Origin of the sequence: Thalassolituus alkanivorans (assembly GCF_020447205.1) — a bacterium.
GTDB lineage: Bacteria > Pseudomonadota > Gammaproteobacteria > Pseudomonadales > Oceanobacteraceae > Venatoribacter > Venatoribacter alkanivorans.
Window position 1 is genome coordinate 18122 of sequence record NZ_JAJAEL010000001.1, and the last position, 20261, is coordinate 38382.

General features: G+C 60.3%; 20 protein-coding genes. 7 read left to right on the forward strand and 13 right to left on the reverse strand.

Annotation, left to right across the window (positions count from 1 at the left end):
- Positions 1–2: 2 nt before the first annotated feature.
- The 7 genes from LGT44_RS00100 to LGT44_RS00130 form a co-directional block, all read right to left on the reverse strand.
- Positions 3–953: a hydroxymethylglutaryl-CoA lyase gene (locus LGT44_RS00100; RefSeq protein WP_328296324.1), complete on the reverse strand. Its 951-nt coding sequence runs from the start codon at positions 951–953 to the stop codon at positions 3–5.
- Entirely contained in the window at positions 950–3010 is a 2061-nt protein-coding gene (locus tag LGT44_RS00105; RefSeq protein ID WP_230331762.1) for an acetyl-CoA carboxylase biotin carboxylase subunit, read from the reverse strand. The genes LGT44_RS00100 and LGT44_RS00105 overlap by 4 nt, the downstream gene beginning before the upstream one ends.
- Positions 3003–3788, reverse strand: a complete 786-nt coding sequence (locus LGT44_RS00110) for an enoyl-CoA hydratase-related protein (RefSeq protein WP_230331761.1) — start codon at positions 3786–3788, stop codon at positions 3003–3005. The genes LGT44_RS00105 and LGT44_RS00110 overlap by 8 nt, the downstream gene beginning before the upstream one ends.
- Before the next feature lie 9 nt (positions 3789–3797).
- Positions 3798–5402 (reverse strand): carboxyl transferase domain-containing protein, encoded by a 1605-nt coding sequence (locus tag LGT44_RS00115; RefSeq protein ID WP_230333496.1) that lies wholly within the window; start codon positions 5400–5402, stop codon positions 3798–3800.
- Complete coding sequence (locus LGT44_RS00120) at positions 5402–6559, reverse strand: isovaleryl-CoA dehydrogenase (protein WP_145467373.1); 1158 nt, start codon at positions 6557–6559, stop codon at positions 5402–5404. The genes LGT44_RS00115 and LGT44_RS00120 overlap by 1 nt, the downstream gene beginning before the upstream one ends.
- 63 nt (positions 6560–6622) lie before the next feature.
- Positions 6623–7015, reverse strand: a complete 393-nt coding sequence (locus LGT44_RS00125) for a MerR family transcriptional regulator (protein ID WP_230331760.1) — start codon at positions 7013–7015, stop codon at positions 6623–6625.
- Positions 7016–7158: 143 nt separating this feature from the next.
- A complete protein-coding gene (locus LGT44_RS00130; protein WP_230331759.1) occupies positions 7159–7938 on the reverse strand; it encodes a substrate-binding periplasmic protein in 780 nt (259 codons plus the stop codon).
- 185 nt (positions 7939–8123) lie between these two features.
- On the opposite strand from LGT44_RS00130, the gene LGT44_RS00135 reads away from it, so the two are divergent.
- Genes LGT44_RS00135 through LGT44_RS00160 form a run of 6 tightly spaced genes read left to right on the forward strand, consistent with a single transcriptional unit; the run spans position 8124 to position 11983 of the window.
- Complete coding sequence (locus tag LGT44_RS00135; protein WP_230331758.1) at positions 8124–8714, forward strand: cytochrome b/b6 domain-containing protein; 591 nt, start codon at positions 8124–8126, stop codon at positions 8712–8714.
- Positions 8711–9106, forward strand: a complete 396-nt coding sequence (locus tag LGT44_RS00140; protein WP_230331757.1) for a DUF1924 domain-containing protein — start codon at positions 8711–8713, stop codon at positions 9104–9106. The genes LGT44_RS00135 and LGT44_RS00140 overlap by 4 nt, the downstream gene beginning before the upstream one ends.
- Before the next feature lie 15 nt (positions 9107–9121).
- Complete coding sequence (locus tag LGT44_RS00145) at positions 9122–9706, forward strand: diheme cytochrome c (protein WP_230331756.1); 585 nt, start codon at positions 9122–9124, stop codon at positions 9704–9706.
- Positions 9660–9959, forward strand: coding sequence for a PepSY domain-containing protein (locus LGT44_RS00150; RefSeq protein WP_230331755.1), 300 nt, complete (start codon positions 9660–9662; stop codon positions 9957–9959). Before LGT44_RS00145 ends, LGT44_RS00150 begins: the two co-directional genes overlap by 47 nt.
- A gap of 12 nt (positions 9960–9971) precedes the next feature.
- Positions 9972–10643: a response regulator transcription factor gene (locus tag LGT44_RS00155; RefSeq protein ID WP_230331754.1), complete on the forward strand. Its 672-nt coding sequence runs from the start codon at positions 9972–9974 to the stop codon at positions 10641–10643.
- Positions 10640–11983, forward strand: a complete 1344-nt coding sequence (locus LGT44_RS00160; RefSeq protein WP_230331753.1) for a sensor histidine kinase — start codon at positions 10640–10642, stop codon at positions 11981–11983. The genes LGT44_RS00155 and LGT44_RS00160 overlap by 4 nt, the downstream gene beginning before the upstream one ends.
- Here LGT44_RS00160 and LGT44_RS00165 read toward each other — a convergent pair.
- The 3 genes from LGT44_RS00165 to LGT44_RS00175 all read right to left on the reverse strand — a co-directional run bounded on the left by LGT44_RS00165 (position 11949) and on the right by LGT44_RS00175 (position 17165).
- On the reverse strand, positions 11949–12935 hold the full coding sequence (locus LGT44_RS00165) for an L-threonylcarbamoyladenylate synthase (protein ID WP_230331752.1): 987 nt from the start codon (positions 12933–12935) through the stop codon (positions 11949–11951). The genes LGT44_RS00160 and LGT44_RS00165 overlap by 35 nt on opposite strands.
- A gap of 196 nt (positions 12936–13131) precedes the next feature.
- Positions 13132–15546, reverse strand: coding sequence for a YbcC family protein (locus LGT44_RS00170; protein WP_230331751.1), 2415 nt, complete (start codon positions 15544–15546; stop codon positions 13132–13134).
- Entirely contained in the window at positions 15543–17165 is a 1623-nt protein-coding gene (locus LGT44_RS00175; protein WP_230331750.1) for an NADH-quinone oxidoreductase subunit L, read from the reverse strand. The genes LGT44_RS00170 and LGT44_RS00175 overlap by 4 nt, the downstream gene beginning before the upstream one ends.
- 109 nt (positions 17166–17274) lie before the next feature.
- Here LGT44_RS00175 and LGT44_RS00180 point away from each other — a divergent pair, with 109 nt between their 5' ends.
- Positions 17275–18162, forward strand: coding sequence for a LysR family transcriptional regulator (locus LGT44_RS00180; RefSeq protein WP_230331749.1), 888 nt, complete (start codon positions 17275–17277; stop codon positions 18160–18162).
- Positions 18163–18230: 68 nt separating this feature from the next.
- On the opposite strand, the gene LGT44_RS00185 is transcribed toward LGT44_RS00180, so the two are convergent.
- The 3 genes from LGT44_RS00185 to LGT44_RS00195 all read right to left on the reverse strand — a co-directional run bounded on the left by LGT44_RS00185 (position 18231) and on the right by LGT44_RS00195 (position 20248).
- Entirely contained in the window at positions 18231–18464 is a 234-nt protein-coding gene (locus LGT44_RS00185) for a hypothetical protein (protein ID WP_145467350.1), read from the reverse strand.
- Positions 18465–18572: 108 nt separating this feature from the next.
- On the reverse strand, positions 18573–18860 hold the full coding sequence (locus tag LGT44_RS00190) for a helix-turn-helix domain-containing protein (RefSeq protein WP_230331748.1): 288 nt from the start codon (positions 18858–18860) through the stop codon (positions 18573–18575).
- Positions 18857–20248: a type II toxin-antitoxin system HipA family toxin gene (locus tag LGT44_RS00195; RefSeq protein WP_230331747.1), complete on the reverse strand. Its 1392-nt coding sequence runs from the start codon at positions 20246–20248 to the stop codon at positions 18857–18859. Before LGT44_RS00195 ends, LGT44_RS00190 begins: the two co-directional genes overlap by 4 nt.
- Positions 20249–20261: the final 13 nt, after the last annotated feature.

Genomic DNA, 20261 nt, shown 5'->3' on the forward strand with positions numbered 1-20261 from the left:
GACTACTCCTTGTTGTTCTGACGGGCATCATTATTATTTTTCCCGGCTTTCGCCACCAGCGCCCGTCCGCTTTTACTGCCATTCGGACGCTGCAGCTGATCGCTGATCCACTGCCCGGTTTCTGCCAGCAACTGCGCGTCGATACCGGTGTGCAGACCGAGGCCTTCGACCAGACGCAGCACATCTTCGCTGGCAACATTGCCCGACGCCCCGGCGGCATAAGGGCAGCCTCCCAGTCCGGCAACCGAGCTGTCGACGGTGCGGATGCCCAGCTCCAGCGCGGCGTAAATATTGGCCAGCGCCTGACCATAGGTATCGTGAAAGTGCACCGCCAGCTGCGACACCGGCATGTGCAGTGCCAGCGCGCGGATCAGATTCTGCGTCTGCGGCACAGTTCCGGTGCCGATGGTATCGCCCAGCGATATTTCGTAGCAGCCCATTTCCAGCAGGGCCTGCGCCACATCCAGCACCGCCGACACCGGCACCTCGCCCTGATAAGGACAGCCCATCACGGTGGAGACATAACCGCGCACCGGCAAACCAACCGTGCGCGCATGCTCCAGCACCGGGCGGATACGTTCCAGACTCTGCGCCACGCTGCAGTTAATGTTCTTCTGGGTGAAGGCATCGGAGGCGGCGGTAAACACCGCAACCTCCGAGGCGTTGGCCGCCAACGCCGCTTCCAGCCCCTGCAGATTGGGGGTGAGGGCGGCATAGCGCACGCCGGGCTGACGCTTAAGCTGCAGCAGTACGCGGTCGCTGTGCTGCATCTGCGGCACCCATTTGGGTGAGACAAAACTGCCGGCCTCGATGTGGCGCAGGCCGGCGGCGGCCAGCCGCTCAATCAGCTCGCAGCGCAGCTCAACACTGAGCGCCTGCGCTTCATTCTGTAAGCCATCGCGCGCGCCGACTTCGACAATGCGCACGCTGTCCGGATGTGCCCGCTGCATCATGCGTCGGCCTCCGCTGCTGCCTCTTCAGTTATCTCCAGCTGCAACAGCTCAGTGCCTTCGGCTACCTGATCACCGGCCTGATACAGCACCGCCTGCACCAGCGCGGCCTGCGGCGCGCGGATGCTGTGCTCCATTTTCATTGCTTCCATAATCATCAGCACCTGACCGGCCTCAACCTGTTCGCCCGGCTGCACTTTAACCTCCAGCACCTGACCGGCCATGGGTGCGGTCAGACCGCCATGATCATCCTGCGCCTGCTCGCCCAGCCAGCGGTTACGCGCAAAACGCTGACTGCCCTGTGGCAGAAACAGCAGCAGCTCGTGTTCGCTCAGCGCCAGCGGCAGTGATTGCTGCTGACCGTTTACCCGCGCATCCAGCTGCAGCAGGCGGATATCACCTGCCTGACTGTTAAGTTCTAAACGCCCCTGAAGCTGCACACTGTGATCGGCCAGCTGCAGCTGCCAGCTCTGGTTTCTGTCCAGACCGTTCGCCTGATCATTTGCCCGCGCCCGTGCCCGCAGCACATCACCGACGGCACTTTCCAGCCGCAGCACGCGCAGTACAGGCAGTGCCGACTGAAAACCATCGGCGTGCCACGGGTCATTCAGTTGCTGCTGAGATTGAGAGGCAAGCGTCGGCAACAACAGCTCGGTTAACGCCGCCAGTTCCCAGTGGGTCGGTAAGGGCTGCGTCAGTTCGTGCTGGTTACGTTCAATAAAGTCGGTGCTCAGCTCGGCATTGGCAAAGGCCTCCAGACTGAGCAGGCGCAGCAGAAAATCGCGGTTGGTTTTTACCCCGTCGACCTGCAGTGCGGCCAGTGCGGTGCGCAGGTTATGCAGTGCTTCGGTACGATCACGACCGTGGGCAATCAGCTTGGCCAGCATCGGATCGTAGTAAGGGCTGACTTCATCACCCTGCTGCACACCGCTGTCGAGACGAACAGAAGCACTCAGCTCTGGCGCCTGCCACAGTTTCAGGCGGCCAATAGCCGGCAGGAAATGGTTATCCGGATCTTCGGCGTACAGCCGCACCTCGATGGCGTGGCCATTAATCGGCAGGTTCTGCTGGCTGACCTCCTGCGGCAGACCTTTACCCGCCGCCACGCGTAACTGCCAGTACACCAGATCGACGCCAGTAATCATCTCGGTGACCGGGTGCTCGACCTGCAGGCGGGTGTTCATCTCCATAAAGAAGAATTCATGGTTGGCATCCAGCAGAAACTCCACCGTACCTGCGCCGCGATACTGAATACGCTGCGCCACCGCCAGCGCGGCTTCGCCCATACGCTGGCGCAGCGCGGCTGTCATACCCGGCGCCGGCGCTTCCTCGATCACTTTCTGATGGCGGCGCTGCACCGAGCAATCACGCTCGAACAGGTAAACACCGTTGCCGAAGCTGTCCATGAACACCTGCACTTCCACATGGCGCGGGCGGATCAGGTATTTCTCAATCAGCAGGCGATCATCACCAAAAGCCGAGCGCGCTTCACGCCGGGCGGCGGCGATATCGTCATGCAGCGTGGCAGCGGAGAGCACGATACGCATGCCTTTACCGCCACCGCCGGCACTGGCTTTCAGCAACAGCGGATAACCGATGCGTTCGGCCTCGGCGCTCAGGCGTTCGTCGCTCTGCTCATCGCCGTGATAGCCGGGCACCAGCGGCACACCGCTGTCAGCCAGCAGGGCTTTGGCGCTGGCCTTATCGCCCATGGCTTCAATCGCTGCCGCCGACGGCCCGATAAAGGCGATGCCGGCCTCTTCGCAGGCGCGGGCAAAGGCGGCGTTTTCGCTTAAAAAGCCGTAGCCCGGATGAATGGCTTCGGCGCCGGTGGCGCGCGCGGCGTCCAGCACCTTGTGCATATCCAGATAGCTTTCGGCGGCAGTCACACCACCGAGAGCGATGGCTTCGTCGGCCTGCTGTACATGCAGCGCACTGGCGTCGGCATCGGAATAAATGGCAACGGTGCGGATGCCCAGCGCTTTTGCTGTACGCATCACGCGCACGGCAATTTCGCCACGGTTGGCGATCAGAATCTTGTTAAACAGGTGCTCAGTCATGGGCTGCTTCCTGTGCATAAGTGGGGGCGCGTTTCTGCAGAAACGCACTTAATCCTTCCTGGCCTTCGGCGCTGACGCGCAGGCGGGCAATCAGTGCCGATGTTTGTTCTTTCAGCTGATCATTGACCGGGCTGCTCTGGCCGGCGATCAGGGCTTTGGTCGCCGCCAGCGCCTGCGGGCCGTTGGCCAGCAACGCCTGACACCAGCGCTGCACCTGCTCATCCAGCTGTTCCGCCGGCACCACTTCATGTACCAGCTGCAGTGCCTGCGCCGTTGGCGCGTCGATCAGTTCTGCGCTTAAAAAGTAACGCCGCGCCTGACGTGCGCCCATCGCTGCCAGCACATAAGGGCTGATGGTGGCCGGGCTTAAACCGAGCTTCACTTCGCTCAGGCAGAAGCGCGCGTTGTCCGCCGCCACCGCCATATCGCAACAGCAGATCAGCCCCAGCGCGCCGCCAAAGGCTGCGCCCTGCACGCGGGCGATGGTCGGTTTGGGGAAGTCATTCAGATCCTGCAGCAGACCGGCCAACTGCAGGGCATCGGCGTGATTCTCAGCCTCGGAGGCGTCTTTCTGGGCTTTCATCCAGTTGAGGTCAGCGCCGGTGCAGAAGTGTTTGCCCTGACCGGCGAGCACCAGCACCCGCACCGCAGGTTCAGTGGCCAGTACCGACAACTGCGCCCGCAGCTCGGCAATCAGCTCCGCATTAAAGGCATTACCCAGTTCGGGACGGTCGAGGCTCAGCGTGGCTACGCCCTGATGAATTGCGAGTTCCAGCATAAAAATCTCCTACATGCGGAACACGCCAAAGCGTGTGTCTTCAATGGGTTTATTCAGGCAGGCCGACAGCGCCAGCCCCAGCACGCGCCGGCTGTCGGCCGGGTCGATAATGCCGTCGTCCCACAGCCGCGCCGAGCTGTAGTACGGATGACCCTGCTGCTCGTACAGCTCACGGATTGGTTGTTTGAAAGCGTTCTCGTCGGCGTCGCTCCAGGGCTCGCCTTTCTTCGCCAGCTGCTCGCGCTTCACCTGCGCCAGCACGCCGGCCGCCTGCTCGCCGCCCATCACCGAGATGCGCGCGTTGGGCCACATAAAGAGGAAGTTCGGATCGTAGGCGCGGCCACACATGCCGTAGTTACCGGCACCGAAACTGCCGCCGATCACCAGTGTCAGCTTCGGCACTTTGGCACAGGCCACCGCCATCACCATCTTGGCGCCGTGGCGGGCGATGCCTTCGGCTTCGTATTTGGGGCCGACCATAAAGCCGGTGATGTTCTGCAGAAACAGCAGCGGAATTTTGCGCTGCGCACAGAGCTCGATGAAATGCGTGCCTTTCTGTGCCGACTCGGAAAACAGGATGCCGTTATTGGCAACGATGCCCACCGGCATGCCATACAGCTTGGCAAAACCGCACACCAGCGTGGTGCCGAAGCGCGCTTTGAATTCATCAAACTCCGAGCCGTCCACCAGCCGCGCAATGACCTCGCGCACATCGTAGGGCTGGCGGGTATCAGTCGGGATCAGGCCGTACAGTTCGCTGACCGGATAGGCCGGTTCTTCTACCTCTGCCGCCGTGCTTTGCGGCTTGTGGCGGTTCAGATTGGCGACGGCGTTACGCGCCAGCTGCAGCGCGTGTTCGTCGTTCTCGGCCAGATGGTCGGCCACGCCGGACTGACCGGTATGCAGCTCGCCACCGCCCAGCTCTTCGGCACCGATTTCTTCGCCGGTGGCCATCTTCACCAGCGGCGGGCCGGCAAGAAAAATGGTGGCCTGATTACGCACGATAATGGATTCATCGGCCATCGCCGGCACATAGGCGCCGCCGGCGGTGCAGGACCCCATCACCACCGCAATCTGGGCGATACCGGCGGCCGACATATTGGCCTGGTTAAAGAAGATTCGGCCGAAATGTTCGCGGTCGGGGAATACCTCATCCTGGCGCGGCAGGTTAGCACCGCCGGAATCCACCAGATAAACGCAGGGCAGGTTGCATTGCTGGGCGATGGTCTGCGCGCGCAGGTGTTTTTTCACCGTCAGCGGGTAGTAGCTGCCGCCTTTCACCGTGGCATCGTTGCCCACCACCATGCATTCCTGACCGTTGATACGGCCGATACCGGCAACCACACCGGCGGCGGGTACGTCTTCGCCGTACACCTCATGGGCCGCCAGCTGGCCGATTTCCAGAAACGGGCTGCCGGCATCGAGCAGCAGCTGAATGCGCTCGCGCACCGGCAATTTACCGCGCGCGGTATGGCGCTGCATCGCCACCTCACCACCACCTTCGGCGATGCGTGCGACTTTGGCTTTCAGGTCGGCCACCAGCGCCTGCATCTGTGCGCGGTTGGCGGCAAACTGCGGACTGCGGCTGTCGAGCCGGGACTGGATAAGCGGCATCAGCTCAGCTCCTGAAACAGTTCGCGGCCAATCAGCATGCGGCGGATTTCCGAGGTGCCGGCGCCGATTTCGTACAGCTTGGCGTCGCGCAGCAGACGGCCGGTAGGGAAGTCGTTGATATAGCCATTGCCGCCCAGCAGCTGGATCGCATCCAGCGCCATCTGCGTGGCTTTTTCGGCACAGTAGAGAATCACACCAGCGGCGTCTTTACGTGTGGTTTCGCCACGGTCGCAGGCGGCCGCCACGGCGTACAGATAGGCGCGGCTGGCGTTCATGCTGGTGTACATATCGGCCAGCTTGCCCTGCACCAGCTGGAACTCACCGATGCTCTGGCCAAACTGTTTGCGGTCAACGATATAGGGCTGCACCACATCCATACAGGCCAGCATGATGCCGGTCGGGCCGCCGGACAACACCACGCGCTCGTAGTCGAGGCCGCTCATCAGCACTTTCACGCCCATGTTCTCGCCGCCGAGGATGTTTTCTGCCGGTACTTCGACGTTATCGAACACCAGCTCACAGGTGTTGGAGCCGCGCATGCCGAGCTTGTCGAGTTTCGGGCTGCGTGAGAAACCGGCCCAGTCGCGTTCAACGATAAAGGCGGTCATGCCGTGCGGGCCTTTGCTCAGATCGGTTTTGGCGTAGATCACATAAACGTTGGCATCCGGGCCGTTGGTGATCCACATCTTGGTGCCGTTGAGCACATAGTGATCGCCTTTTTTATCAGCGCGCAGCTTCATCGACACCACATCGGAACCAGCATTGGGTTCGCTCATCGCCAGCGCGCCGATATGCTCGCCGGAGATCAGCTTCGGCAGGTATTTCGCCTTCTGCTCCGCCGTGCCGTTGCGGTAAATCTGGTTTACACAGAGATTGGAGTGGGCGCCGTAAGACAGCCCGACCGAAGCCGAGGCGCGGCTGATTTCTTCCATGGCGATCACATGCGCCAGATAGCCCATATCGGCACCGCCGTATTCTTCGCTGACGGTAATGCCAAGCAATCCCTGCTCGCCGAACTTGCGCCACATGGGCATGGGGAACTGGTTGTCACGGTCAACGTCCGCGGCCAGTGGCGCCAGCTCACGCTGGGCAAAACCGCGCACCTGATCGCGCAGCATATCGAGCGTTTCGCCCAGGCCAAAATTGAATCCGGTCATCGTATGGCTCCTTCCTGTTGTATTTTTATTCTTGGTAGCAGGGCCGGAGGCTGACGGGCGGCGTTAAGCGCCGGTCAGTGCCGCCAGTGCCTCACTGGCTTTCAGCTCGGCGTCGTCCAGGTCCTGCATCATGCGTTCAATATCGTGCAGTTGCTGGCGCAGGTGACTGCGCCGCTGTTCTATCACCGCCAGCAGTTTTTCCAGCTGCGGGCGGTTGGCCTCCGGCTCCAGTCCGGGGCGGTACATATCAATCAGCTCGCGGCTTTCGGCCAGCGATAAGCCCAGGCGCTTACCGCGCAGAATCAGCTTCAGCGTGATCCGGTCCTGCGGCGTATAGATACGGGTCTGACCTTCGCGCTGCGGATTGAGCATGCCCTCCGCCTCATAAAAGCGGATGGTGCGGGTGGTGATATCAAACTCGTCGGCGAGGTCACGGATGCTGTAAGTACGGCTCATGCGGGTTGGGCTGTCGGGCTGTTGAGTTACCTTTACGTTAACGTAAACCAATATCGCAAAACAAAGGGCAATTCGGGCCAGAAGAAGATGGACAATAAAAAGCCCGCATCGAGCGGGCGGCGTGCATTTGAACAACCGGCGTGTCAGTGCAGGTACTTATCCACAATTGCCTGATATTCCCCACTGGCCTTCAGTTCAGCCAGCGCCTGATCAAAGGCGGCAACAAACTCCGGAGAGGTGGAGGCTTTGCTGATAAGGAAATAGATGTCGTCGGAATAGACGGTCATATGGCTGATAAAGCGGCCGCCGAGACCTTCCTTTTTAAGCCCTGCCGCGGCGGAGAACGGGTCGGCCAGAAAGCCATCCAGCCGTTTTGCCGCCAGTTTTTTGTAGTTGGTAGCGTCATCACCGGCATCGGCCAGGCGGGCTTTGAAACCCGCATCATTTTCCAGTGCCGCATAGTCTTCGCCGTAGTAATAACCGCGGGTAACGCCAAGCGTAAAGTTTTTACCGATCAGATCCTTCAGCGAACTGATGCCGCCATAGCCTGACGCATCTTCTTTGCGCACCATCATCACCGCCGATTCCGTACGGTATGGCGTGCTGAAATAGCCAAATTCTTCACGCTCAGCGGTACGTGAGGCACCGCCGGTAAGGTGCAGATTACCGGAAGAAATTTCCGTCAACAGGCGCTTCCAGGGCCGGTTTACAAAGGTAAAAGGGCAGCCCATGCGGGTCAGGATGGCGGTCGCCATATCCAGATCCAGGCCGGTAAATTTTCCCTGCTCTTCGTAGGCGTAGGGCAGCCAGGGCTCCCAGCCTACCTTTACACCACCAGCCGGACAGGCCGGTGCGGAATGGGCCGGAAACGTCAGCAAAACGCTGATCAGTGAGGCCAGTATCATCGGAAATTTCAGTGTCATGGTGCCGTCCCTCTGCCTGTGCGGATATTGACCAGTGTAGGTAGTTTTTAACGCAGAGCCGTGCCAATTCAGGCCGCAGGCAGGTATGTCAGCTTTGCCGCATTCCAGCCCGCCGCTGAATAACTTTAAGGTTGGTTTAAGCATGGCCGCTCTACGCTGGGTGCAAATCCTGAGGAGAGGTCGTTATGACACACACAATCAAAGTCTGGGACCCGCTGGTGCGTATCTTCCACTGGTCGCTGGTGCTGTTTTTCTTTATCGCTTATCTGAGTGAAGACGAGTTTGAAACCCTGCATGTCTGGGCTGGTTACAGCGTAGCTGCGCTGGTTTCCTTTCGCCTGCTGTGGGGGCTGATCGGCACACGCCATGCGCGCTTCAGCGACTTTGTGCAATCGCCACGGGGAGTCTGGAATTATCTGGTCGCCATTCCGGCCGGTAAGGCGCGCCGCTATATCGGCCACAATCCGGCCGGTGGTGCCATGGTTATCGCCCTGCTGCTGGCGCTGACCGGCACTGTGGTATTCGGTATGGCAACGCTGGGCGCGGATGAAAACGCCGGGCCATTAGCAGACACCTGGCTGGCCTCTTTTAACGAACACACGCTGAAAGAAATCCACGAATTTTTCGCCAACAGCACACTGGCGCTGGTCTTCCTGCACGTTGCCGGGGTGCTGCTCAGCAGCCTGCATCATCGCGAAAACCTGGTGCGCTCGATGATTCACGGTCGCAAAGAAGCACGTGCTGACGACACCGATGGCCGGGGGAGATCAGCATGAATAACCTGACCCACCGCGCCTTGAGTGCGGCTCTTTTTACCTTAAGCCTGCTCGCCACCAGCCTCAGCTATGCCGGTGCCAGCGCCCAGCTACAGGCCCTGCAGGCTGGCGGAGCCGGGCCATTCTCAGCCGCCGCCGGCGAGGCCCTGTGGTTGCAGGACAACAACGGGCGCAGTTGCGCCAGCTGCCATGGACGCGATCCGTCTCAGCCCGGCAAACATCAGAAAACCGGCAAGCCCATTGAGCCGATGACAGTGCACGCCAACCCGGAGCGCTTTACCGATGCCGCCAAAACAGAGAAGTGGTTCCTGCGCAACTGCCGCTGGACGCTGGGACGCGAATGCAGCGCTCAGGAAAAAGGCGATGTCATTACCTGGCTCAGCCAGCCATAAAGAAGGAGAAAGATGATGAGTAACCTGAACGCCCTGCGTTTTGCCACCGGCACACTGCTGCTGGGCAGCGCCCTGACCCTTGGTATTTATGGCCTGAGCACTCTGAATAATCAATCCCTCGCGGATGACGACGATGATGAGCACAGTGAATACCGGCCGCGCCCTGAACAACCCGGCACAGATACCGCCGCAACACAGCAATACAAACAAGAATGTGGCAGCTGCCATCTGCCTTATCCGGCCAAGCTGCTGCCGGCACGCAGCTGGCAGGCGATGATGGCCAGCCTTGATAATCACTTCGGTGACGATGCCTCGCTGAGTGCCGCCACTCAGGCAGAGATTCTGGCTTACCTGAGTGCTCACAGCGCCGGCAATCACACGCGCTACCTGAAAGGCATCAGCGACAGCGATACTCCTCAGCGCATCACCGAACTGCCATACTTCAGACGTAAGCACCGGGAAGTACCGGAACGCATGGTCAGCGGCAATCCGCAGGTCGGTTCATTCAGTCAATGCGACAGCTGCCATAAAGATGCCGCACAGGGGAAATTCAATGAACATACGGTGGTTATTCCTGGCTTTGGCCGTTGGGACGATTAATCCGGCCTTTGCCGGAAAACATCCCGACCAGACCCAGATCAGGGCCTGGGTGGAGCAGGGTGAGATACTCTCTCTGGAAGCCATTCTGCAACGGCATCCGCTGGGTGGTGAGCTGCTGGATGCCGAAGTGGAATGGGAAGACGGTGTGCTGGTGTACGAACTCAAATGGCTCGATAGCCACGGACAGCGACATGAAACCTATATCGACGCCCGCAGCGGTGCATGGCTGGAGGATGAACGCGATGACGACTGAGGCCTGGCCGCTGTGAAGCTGCTGCTGATCGAAGATGACCAGCAACTGACCGATGCCCTGCAGCCGCTGCTGCGCGAAGCCGGTTACGCGGTAGAGGTCAGCCACGATGGCATTGATGGTGAGTTTCTCGGCAACGAGTTGCAGCCGGATCTGATCGTGCTTGATCTGGGCCTGCCGGGTAAAAACGGTCTGGACGTGCTGCGCAGCTGGCGCGCCGCCGGTAACCGCACGCCGGTACTGGTGCTGACCGCGCGCGACGCCTGGCATGAACGGGTCGACGGCCTCAAAGCCGGTGCTGATGATTACCTCGGCAAACCTTTTCACAGCCAGGAGTTACTCGCCCGGCTGGAAGCCATCGGCCGCCGGCAGGGCGGCCAGGCCAGTAACGCCCTGAGCTGGCGCGGTGTGACACTGGATACCGAACGCCAGCAAGCCAACAGCGCCGATGGCCGCACCATCGAGCTGACCGCGATTGAATTCCGCCTGCTGCGCTACCTGATGCAGCACCCGCAGGATGTGCATTCCAAAACCCGCCTCAGCGAACACGTCTACGAAGAAGAGCAGCAGAAAGACAGCAACGTGATTGAGGTCTACATCAACCGCCTGCGTCAGTACTTCGGCAAAGACTTTATCGAAACCCGCCGTGGGCAGGGCTATCAGCTGGCGGCGGACACACAAACATGATTTCACTGCAGCAACAGCTGCGCCGGCAATGGTTGCTGACCTTACTGCTGCTGCTGTTACCGCTGCTGTGGCTGGCCGACTATGGCGTGCGCCAGCTCACCACCCACACCGTGCTCAGCCGTCTGCAACACGATGCCGACGGCCTGATTGCCGCCCTGACACAGGATGCTCAGGGCGACTGGCAGGTGGATGACAGCCGTCTGGGCGCACTCTATCAGCGTGTCTACTCCGGCCATTATTTTGCCATCCGCGACCAACAGGGCACCGACCTGCGCAGCCGCTCGCTGTGGGATAAAGAGCCGCCTGCCATTCAGCTGGCCAGCGGCATTGTCCGGCACTGGCAGCAACCCGGCATTCAGGGTGACAGGCTGGATGAGCAATGGCTCAGTCAGGCGCAGGGCATCCGCGTACAGAATCACGACTTTACCCTGTGGGTGGCGGAAGACATTGCGCCCTTACAGAGCGAACTGAACCGCTACCGTCTGGCGGCACTGGCCTTGCTGGTCTTCGCCCTGCTGGCCCTGATGCTGATCCAGCGCCGCCAGCTGAGCCGGGCCTTTGCCCGTCTTGAGCCATTACAGCAGCAGCTGCGCGAACTGCGTTTTGGTGAGCGCGATGGCCTGAATGCCGCCGCCGGTCATTATCCGCAGGAAGTGCAGCCGCTGGCTGAAGAAATCGACCGCCTGCTCAGTCTGCTGCAGCAGCGGGTCAGCCGTTCGCGCAATGCGCTGGGTAATCTTGCCCACGAAATGAAACGCCCGCTGCAACAGCTGCAGCTGCTGGCGGAACAGCTCGATCCACAGCATCAGCAACAACAGCGCGAAGCCCTGCAGCGCCTGCGGCAGCTGGTCGAGCGCGAACTGAAGCGCGCCAGAATCGTTGGCATGTCATCCCCCGGCCGGCAAACCCGGCTGAGCGAAGACCTGCCGCCACTGTTGCAGGTGCTGCAGCAGCTGTACCCGCAGGCCAGCATCCGCGCACAGTTCGACCACAGCGCGGTGTTGCCGCAGGATCGTGACGATATGCTGGAGCTGCTCGGCAATCTGCTCGATAACGCCTGCAAATACGCCGCCGGTGAGATTCTGCTGAGCGTCCGCCATGACGATAAAGAGTGGCTGATCAGCGTCTGTGACCAGGGGCCGGGCATTGCCGCAGAAGCGCGTCAGCAACTGCTGCTGCGCGGTACGCGGCTGGATGAAGCCGGGGCCGGAGGCAGCGGCCTCGGGCTGGCGATGGTCAGCGATATTGTCAGCAGCTATGGCGGCAGCCTGCAGCTGCAGGCCAATCAGCCACAGGGGCTGTGCGTTATTGTGACGCTGCCCGCGACAGCCGGTCGTTAACCGCCAGCCAGTCTTCTGTACCCGGCGGTTGCTCCAGCCAGAGCTGGCGATAACCCAGCTGGTCGGCTTCATGCAATATCTGATACAGCGTCTGCGCAAAGGCGGGCGCATTATCAGGCAGAATCAGTGCCCGCTCACGGCCACAGGCCAGGCCGATCAGGCGCGGTGACCACAGCAGCAGAGCGGTGTCGTCGCCAACTCCGTCTTTTATCCGCTCAGCCAGTTCATCACTGCTGTACAGCTTAAGCGGTGTGCGCGGCTGATAATGCGCCTGCACGTTACCCGGCACCGCTTCGTTGTGTTGCTGCGGTACCTCAACCGGCTGCCCCAGCACCTGTTCTATGGCAATGCGGCTGATCGGCCCGGCGCGCAGGATACGGATGCCCTGCTCTGGCTGAGTGAGATCGACAATGGTCGATTCCAGTCCGAATTCACAGGCACCACCATCCAATACCGCGGCAATACGGCCATCCAGTCCGGCCATCACCTGCGCCGCCGAGGTCGGGCTTAATGCCTTGTAGGGGTTCGCCGAAGGGGCAGCCACACCGCTGCCGAGCTGGCGCAATAAGGTCTGCAACAGCGGATGCGCCGGGACGCGCAGGCCAATGCTGGGCAGACCACCGGTTACCTCTTCAGGTACATCCGCCGCTTTGGGCAGCAGTAAGGTCAGCGGGCCGGGCCAGAATGCCTGCGCCAGCTGCCAGGCTTGCGGCGGCACACTGGCCGCCCACTGCGGCAGTTGTTCCGCACTGGCCAGATGGACAATCAGCGGATGATTGGCCGGGCGGCCCTTGGCGGCAAAAATAGCGCGCACCGCCGCCGCATTGCGGGCATCGGCGGCCAGGCCGTAAACGGTTTCGGTCGGTACGGCCACGCATTCGCCAGCCTGTAATAACTGCACGGCGCGTTGCAGGCCGCTGTCGCTGAGGCCATCAAGCAACTCTGTTTTCATAGTCGGTCATCGTTTTCATAGTCGGTCATCGTCTTCAGGGGTTACAGCACGGGCAATCGAACGGATCGGCCTGTGCGCTAACCGGATATGTCTGGGTAAAACCGCAGGCACAGTGTGCCGTGCGGCGCTGAATTTTATGGGTCGTGCGGCGCTGAATTTTATGAATCGATGCACCACTTCGCAGAGCCCGAGGGTATCAGCCACAGGCTGGCTCCTGCCATGCTCCCTGATACAGACGTGCGGCCACACCGTTATCGTCCAGGCGGAACAGGTACAGCCAGTCGTTATCCACCAGCTGGCGCACGCTTTCGTGGCGGGCAACGATGGCGGCAATAGCCTCGGCAGGCGCCTGAATGTACACGCTCAACCGCAGTGGCTCATGCATCCACTGCTGGCCATCGTGCACTGACTGCAGCGGCAGGCCGATGCGCAGATCACCGCCGTTGCCTTCAAATACGCCCAGATTACCCCCCACCACGTTGTGCAGCACTTTGTTGCCACTGCCGTACTTCAGCGGGTCGGTGACCGAGGCGTTGTACTGCATATTGATCCAGTGGGTTACCACCATCGGTGCGGTCATAATCAGTTCCAGCACGCTGAAGCCGCTGTCGTCCTGCCAGACATAATCGTGCAGGAAGGTGCGGCCACCGAAGTTCAGGCCACGGCAGCGGCTGCGCGGCGCCACAATAAAGGCGCTGTTGCCAGCCAGACCCCATTCGGGCCGTACTTCGGACCAATCGAGGGCGCGCTGACGCAGGGCCGCATCCAGCTGCTGCGGCTGGTTAAGCAGTGCGCTGTCGGCCAGACCCAACGCCACAGCACGCTCCCGCTGAGCCAGAATGCCGGCATCAGCGAGCCACTGCGCAGCCATATCCGTCACCTTGCCGAAGCAATGGATATGATCGGTGGTGGTGTTATGCAGCGCCGCCACAAAACGGGTGCAGTGCGGAATGATGCGGCCACGTTCAGCCAGCACCTTGCGCACCGCTTCGTCGTTCAGCAGTTGTGCCAGCACCTGCACGTTCACCGCACCGGTCTGACCGCCACAGGCACCGCAATCCAGCCCGGCGGCATGGGGGTTGTTGGTGGTATGACTGCCATGGCCGACCAGCAGCACTTCGCCCGCCAGCCGTTTAAGGCTCATGGCCTGCAGAATGTTGCCGGCCAGATCGGCTTTTTCGCTCAGGGTCAGCGGCCGCTCGCCGTTCCACAGGGTCCACTGGCCGCTGACAGCCAGATCGTTGACCGGGTGCTCCTCAGCCTGTAGGCCAAAGGTTTTACGCAACAGCTTGGCGGCGTAGCTCAGGCCCGCCGCTTCAACCATGCTGAACGCGGAGGCCGCACCACGGCTGAAGTCATGCCAGGCGGCAGCTTTCTGCTGCTGCGCCCTTCTGGCAAAACCCAGCGCCTGGGCTTCATGTCCGCCTTCGCTGACGCGCAGACCGGCGGCCAGTAATCCCGGCAACTGTGGCCGCTTAAGATCGGTGCCCACCGGGGTATAAGCCAGCGGCAGACCAAAGAAACCGGCAAATCCCAATGTCTGGATATCTGGGCTCTGGGCCTCCAGGGCGCGACGCATCACTTCAGAACGCACATCAATACAGAAGACGGCCTGCAGTTTTGGCTGCGGCGAGGTGGCCAGCGGCTTCTGCGCCAGTATCTGCATCTCCTGCTGCTGGCGGGCAATTTCGGCAGCGCGCTGCCATACCCACAGCGGTTTCTGGGCCAGCCGCTGCTGCTCAACCAGCATGCTCAGTTGCGGTAACTGGCTGTACCACTGCTGCTGCAGTTGCTGTGCAGCCTGCTTGTGGCGCAGTTGCCAGTGACGCCACAGCGCCAGCTCCCAGCCGAGACGAATGGCGATCAGTTGCGGCAGGGCATCGTCGCCGGCGCCCTCCAGCCGCGACTGCCAGCGCTCATAGGCAAACCGGGAAGCCCAGCCGTTAATATCGAGCAGCAGGGCATGGCAGTAGGCTTCAATCTGCGCGACATGAGTGAGCCCAAGCTCATCCAGCGCGATCAGGGTCAGCGCCTGCGGGTTATCCGGCAGCTCACGGAAGGCTCTGGTCAGCCCGGGTTCGCCCATCAGAATGGCAATACCACGGTCGGCGCGGATCTGCTTGACCCAGCTCAGGTACAGGTTGTGTGCCGACTGATGGTCCGGCTGCTGACAAAAAGCAGCGCAGAACTGGCTGATCTGATGGCTGATTTCATCGCGCCAGGCCATCTGGTGCTGACGGTCACGGGTGCTGTCGAGCAGGTCTGACACATTGTGCCAGTGTGCTTCTGCTCCCGGCTGTTTCAGCGCCTGCAGCAGGCTGGCGCTGTCTTGTTCCACACCGAATTCAGCAGCGGCCAGTTGCAAATGAGCATCGGTGATACGGCTGCGCTGCCACTGCCGGACGTAATACTCTGCCGGCATCAGACAGTGCATCCGGCCCAGCGCTTCCAGGCGGGCGGCGGCAGCGGTAAATGGCTGATCGCGCAGCTCCCACAAAGGGTTTACCGCGATTAACTGATCCAGCGGCCAGGTCGGCGCCACGCGGTTTCCGGCGGTCTCAACCGCTGCCAGACGTGCAGAACATTGTGCTGATACAGTCAGTGTGCTCATAACAGTTGCTCCTTCCGGCCGCTGGCCAGTACGTGTTTTGCCCCCTGATGTGGCGCTAACTGCTTGGGGTTGGCCCGTACCGGCAGGCGGGCAGGCCACAGACGCAGGGTGATACGGGTAAACCATTCATCCAGATACAGGCCGGCAAACAGGGCCAGCGATAAGCGCTGCACCAGCGGCCAGTGGGCGCGGTAACGCAGCAGCCACCAGACAGAGAACAGCAGCAGAAACAGGGCGCTTACCCACAGATCTGCGGCACTGAACAGTCCGGGACGCAGCGCCGCCGACAGCTCACCGCTCAGCGGCTGCAGCAGGATTTTCAGCAGGCTGTAAGCCAGCGCCAGACCAGCTGCCAGCAGCAATGTCCATGCGCCTGACGCGCGCTGTACCAGCAAGGTGGTCAGCGCCAATGCCAGCAGTAACCAGCCGCTGACGGGCTGAATGCCGGTATGCAACTGAGCACTCAACTGAACACTGAACCACCAGGCCGCTGCCACCAGACCAGCCGCTGCTATCAGCGCCGGCAACCAGCGGCGCGCCGCCGCTGGCGGAGCAATCAGCAGTGACTGCTGCACATGCTGCTGTACCGCCGAGCCGGAGCTTAAGAACGCCCAGGCTTTGTAAGCCGAGTGCGCCAGCAGATGCAGCAATGCCAGCTCCACCATGCCCAGAGCACACTCGATCAGCATCAGACCCATCTGCGCACTGGTGGACCAGGCCAGCCGAACCTTGATGCTGATGCGGGTGGTCATAATCAGTGCCGCCAGTACCGTCGTCAGACCGGCCACCACCAGTACCAGCCACTGCGCTGCGGCCACCTGTAAAAACAGCGGGGCAAAGAGAATCAGCAGAAAGCCGCCAAGGTTGATCACCCCGGCATGCAGCAGTGCGGATACCGGCGTCGGCGCTTCCACCACCTGAATCAGCCAGCCGTGCACCGGCAGCTGCGCACATTTGATCAGCGCGGTCAGGGCAATCAGCACGGCGGCAATCTGCTCATTCAGGCTGAGCGCTGCTGACGCCTGATAAGCGCTGATAATGGTGTCGATATTGGCCGTGCCGTGCTGTTGCCAGAGCAGGTAAAAGGCAACCAGCAGAGAGGTTTCCGCCAGCCGTGCCAGCAGGAATTTTTTATGCGCCGCCAGCGCCGCGCGCGGACGTTCAGGGTAGAACATCAGCAACTGATGCAGCGCCAGACTGATGGCAATCCAGCCCAGGGCAAACAGCAGCAAATGATTGCTGATAAACACCAGCGCCACCGCCGCCAGGGTCAGCAACAGCCAGCGCAGATAACGGCCAAAACCCGGATCGGCGGCCAGATAACGGCGTGAGAATTTCACCGCCACCAGTGCCATCACGCTGAGCAGCAGTAACAGCGTCAGGCGCAACGGCTGGTCACTCAGCCAGTGCAAACCGGCGTCCGGCAGCAGCAGTGCCAGTGCGATTGCACTCAGGGTTAACAGGCTGATGATTTGCGCCGCACGCCAGGCAAAACGCCAGCGCTGATCGTCACTGAAGGTAAAACGCCGGGTCTGCAGACCGGCAGGAACAGCGGCCAGAATCAGTGTCAGCGGGATCGCCGCCAGCACGATGGCCATCAGCAGAGAGGAAATACTCATGGTACGCAACCTCTGTTATGGGTTCAGGTGCGCGCAGTATCTGCGCACTGGTTGCTATAGGTAAAATAGATATAAACTCACATTTCATTCACTTTTAGAGAACAATCAGATGAGCCGGCTCAATTATCATCATCTGCATTATTTCTGGCGCGTCGCCATACTGGGCAACCTGACCGAAGCGGCGCGTCAGCTGCATGTGTCGCAATCGGCGCTGTCGGCGCAGATCCGTGCGCTGGAAGAAAGCATGGATACCCAGCTGTTTGAGCGCAGCGGCCGCCGCCTGCGGCTGACCGCCACCGGCCAGCGGGTACTGGGTTATGCCAATGATATTTTCAGTCGTGGTGAAGAGCTGGAGTCACTGTTGCGCCATGGGATTGAGCCGGAATATCAGCAGCTGCGGATCGGCGTGTTATCGACCATGTCGCGTAACTTTATCGAGGGCTTTATTGCGCCGCTGATCAGCCAGCCGAAAGTGCGTTTCAGCCTGCATGCGCGCGGTATGGACAACCTGCTGAACGGTCTCGCCACCCATCAGTTCGACCTGATTCTGACCAATAGCAACGTCGCCGCAGAGGGGCAGGAAACCCTGTGGCAAAGCCAGTTACTGGCGCGCCAGCCACTGGCTGTGGTCGGGCCGCCAGAGCAAAAACCAGCGGCTGAATTCCCGCAGGGGTATGAAGGCCGGCGCTGGGTGTTACCGGCCAGCGGTACCGAGCTGCGCAGCGCCTTCGATGGCTTCTGCAGCCGCTGGAATTACGAACCGGACGTCCAGGCCGAGGCCGACGATATGGCGATGCTGCGTCTGCTGGCACGTGACACCGGCGCGCTGACCGTACTGCCAACCGTGGTAGTAAAAGATGAGATTGCGCAGGGCACACTGCAGGAGTTTATGACTCTGCCCAATGTGTTTGAGAGCTTTTATGCGGTGACGGTGAAACGCCAGTTTGTCTCACCGGTGCTCACCGGGTTGCTGGGGCAGCAAAACCTGCGCAGCTGATCTGTCCAGTTTGATCTGCCCAGCTGATCTCTTCAGGTTGATCCGTGCAGGCTGGCGGCTGCAGAACATCAGCAGCCGCGGGTAACGACAAACTCATCCTTACTGAGATTGCGCTGCTCAAAATTCAGGTGGTACTGCACCTGATGCAGAATGTCTTTTTCGGTGCGCCGTGCCGCCAGGCGGGTCAGCAGCTGAGTGAACAGAATATCTTCCAGATACGGGCCATTGATTTCATGATTCTGTACCGCTGCGTCATCCAGCAACTGCAGTAAAAAATCGATCACCTGTTGTTCGCCACTCATAACACGACTCCATTTATGTGTTTTAAGAAACCTCGGAATGGCCCAGTGTGGCAGCAGAAACAAAAACGGGCTTGATTCGTATCAAGCCCGTGCGGGTTAAAAGTGACGTTATGGGTACAAACGCGCTAACCCCAGTCTTAAACCAAATAATTTCAGTACCTGATTTACAGTCTGCAGAGTTGGATTACCTTCATCGGATTCCAGCGCTGCCAGAGTGCGGCGGGAAACACCGCAAAGCTCGGCAAAATCTGCCTGATTCAGACCCGCTACATACTTGCGCAGTATTTTAAGGGCGGCCCCCAAAGAGAGTTCACCTGCAAAAACGCCGCGTTCAACAAACGAGAGCAGCTCTGTTCTGCTCATCGCTTTCAATTGCTGTGCCGTTGGTATCATCATGGCAGCAGCCCCCAGTATGTCAGGCGTTGTTCTACTCCTTTGAGATTCAGCTTACCTGTGCGTTGCTGCAGAACCTGCGATGGCACCCGGTACTCTTCAGCCAGACGAGGCAAAGCCACTAACTGTTTCGCTAAGGCTGTTAATGTGCGCCAGAGGTCGTCGGCCGTAACGCCATAACCAACCTGGGACGCCTCTTCACAGATACCACGCCAGTTAAATTCGCCCCCCAGTTCGTTGGCCTGCGACCAGCGGCTGGTACGGGTAATGCCAGACTCATCCAGTACCATAGGTGCAAGGTCATAGACCGGGGCAAGCTGAAGATGATTATTCAGCCGGAGCACAGAAGTGTTGCGGCCATGATTGTCGCTATTACCCAGAACCACGTTTAACAGATCACGGCGCACATATTCCTCCACCAGTTCAGGAACTTCAGCCTGCTGACCATGACCAGTCCAGGCTGATACCAGACAGCGCAGATACTCCGTATGCGCAATGCTGGCTCCCGGTTCAACCGAGCCGACCAACGAATACAATGACTCAACCCCGATGCGGTCAACCGCAGACGTTGTGATTCCCCGGTCAAAACGCGGCAGCCACAGGCTTGGGCGGGTTATGGAATGTTCGGTAGAGACAGGGAAAAAAATCTGCTCTCCTTTACCGCCTGTTAAAGACCAGGGTGAGCGGTAAATCGTGTCAAATCCCAGGCGGCTGGCAATCCGGTAATACGCGGCCTCGGTTTCCAGAATCAGTAAATCACTGTCCAGCGGACGATGATTGTGGGAGCTTTGCCGGGGAAACTTAACCAGAAAGAACTCATCGGCCAGATCATCCGGCAGCGTGGCATCCGGATAGTACAAACCGTCTTTGCCCCTCGTCAGCAGAAACTTAGGCGCTTCTCCGCCGGCACCACTGGCCCCCCCCACTGTCGCACCGCACTCCCGGGCGTAATCAAGAAACCCGGTATCACGGCTGAGCACGTCAGCGATGGGGAAACCACGCGCAGGAGGTATATCAACCGGGCAGGATTCTTTTATACGCATATTGCCGACCGGCGCTCTGGCACCCTGTTGCAGCAGCATAAAATCATGGCTGGGGTGTTCCGGATTGACCAGATTCAGCCGTTGCCCCCAATAACGGCGCGCGGCCCCCATGGGCAGAATATCCAGCAAGAATGCTGGCCAGTGTTCGCACTCATGGGGAAAGAAATCCAGCGGATAGCGCAGGCTGACCAGCGCAGCCGGATTATTCTGGTAGCGGGCGACATAGGCCGCGTCATACTCCAGAGTAACCGGCCCGGAGCGACCGGCGGCCGGTTCGTGGAACCGGAGCGAGCAGGCTTTCTGCCACTGACCGGCGATACAGGTTTCCAGCGTTAATGTGTCTGCCATAAGCAGCCGACCT

Coding starts and splice junctions, on each gene's coding strand:
- LGT44_RS00100 (WP_328296324.1), bottom strand. CDS start 953: ATGATGCAGCGGGCACATCCGGACAGCGTGCGCATTGTCGAAGTCGGC.
- LGT44_RS00105 (WP_230331762.1), bottom strand. CDS start 3,010: ATGACTGAGCACCTGTTTAACAAGATTCTGATCGCCAACCGTGGCGAA.
- LGT44_RS00110 (WP_230331761.1), bottom strand. CDS start 3,788: ATGCTGGAACTCGCAATTCATCAGGGCGTAGCCACGCTGAGCCTCGAC.
- LGT44_RS00115 (WP_230333496.1), bottom strand. CDS start 5,402: ATGCCGCTTATCCAGTCCCGGCTCGACAGCCGCAGTCCGCAGTTTGCC.
- LGT44_RS00120 (WP_145467373.1), bottom strand. CDS start 6,559: ATGACCGGATTCAATTTTGGCCTGGGCGAAACGCTCGATATGCTGCGC.
- LGT44_RS00125 (WP_230331760.1), bottom strand. CDS start 7,015: ATGAGCCGTACTTACAGCATCCGTGACCTCGCCGACGAGTTTGATATC.
- LGT44_RS00130 (WP_230331759.1), bottom strand. CDS start 7,938: ATGACACTGAAATTTCCGATGATACTGGCCTCACTGATCAGCGTTTTG.
- LGT44_RS00135 (WP_230331758.1), top strand. CDS start 8,124: ATGACACACACAATCAAAGTCTGGGACCCGCTGGTGCGTATCTTCCAC.
- LGT44_RS00140 (WP_230331757.1), top strand. CDS start 8,711: ATGAATAACCTGACCCACCGCGCCTTGAGTGCGGCTCTTTTTACCTTA.
- LGT44_RS00145 (WP_230331756.1), top strand. CDS start 9,122: ATGAGTAACCTGAACGCCCTGCGTTTTGCCACCGGCACACTGCTGCTG.
- LGT44_RS00150 (WP_230331755.1), top strand. CDS start 9,660: ATGAACATACGGTGGTTATTCCTGGCTTTGGCCGTTGGGACGATTAAT.
- LGT44_RS00160 (WP_230331753.1), top strand. CDS start 10,640: ATGATTTCACTGCAGCAACAGCTGCGCCGGCAATGGTTGCTGACCTTA.
- LGT44_RS00165 (WP_230331752.1), bottom strand. CDS start 12,935: ATGAAAACAGAGTTGCTTGATGGCCTCAGCGACAGCGGCCTGCAACGC.
- LGT44_RS00170 (WP_230331751.1), bottom strand. CDS start 15,546: ATGAGCACACTGACTGTATCAGCACAATGTTCTGCACGTCTGGCAGCG.
- LGT44_RS00175 (WP_230331750.1), bottom strand. CDS start 17,165: ATGAGTATTTCCTCTCTGCTGATGGCCATCGTGCTGGCGGCGATCCCG.
- LGT44_RS00180 (WP_230331749.1), top strand. CDS start 17,275: ATGAGCCGGCTCAATTATCATCATCTGCATTATTTCTGGCGCGTCGCC.
- LGT44_RS00185 (WP_145467350.1), bottom strand. CDS start 18,464: ATGAGTGGCGAACAACAGGTGATCGATTTTTTACTGCAGTTGCTGGAT.
- LGT44_RS00190 (WP_230331748.1), bottom strand. CDS start 18,860: ATGATGATACCAACGGCACAGCAATTGAAAGCGATGAGCAGAACAGAG.
- LGT44_RS00195 (WP_230331747.1), bottom strand. CDS start 20,248: ATGGCAGACACATTAACGCTGGAAACCTGTATCGCCGGTCAGTGGCAG.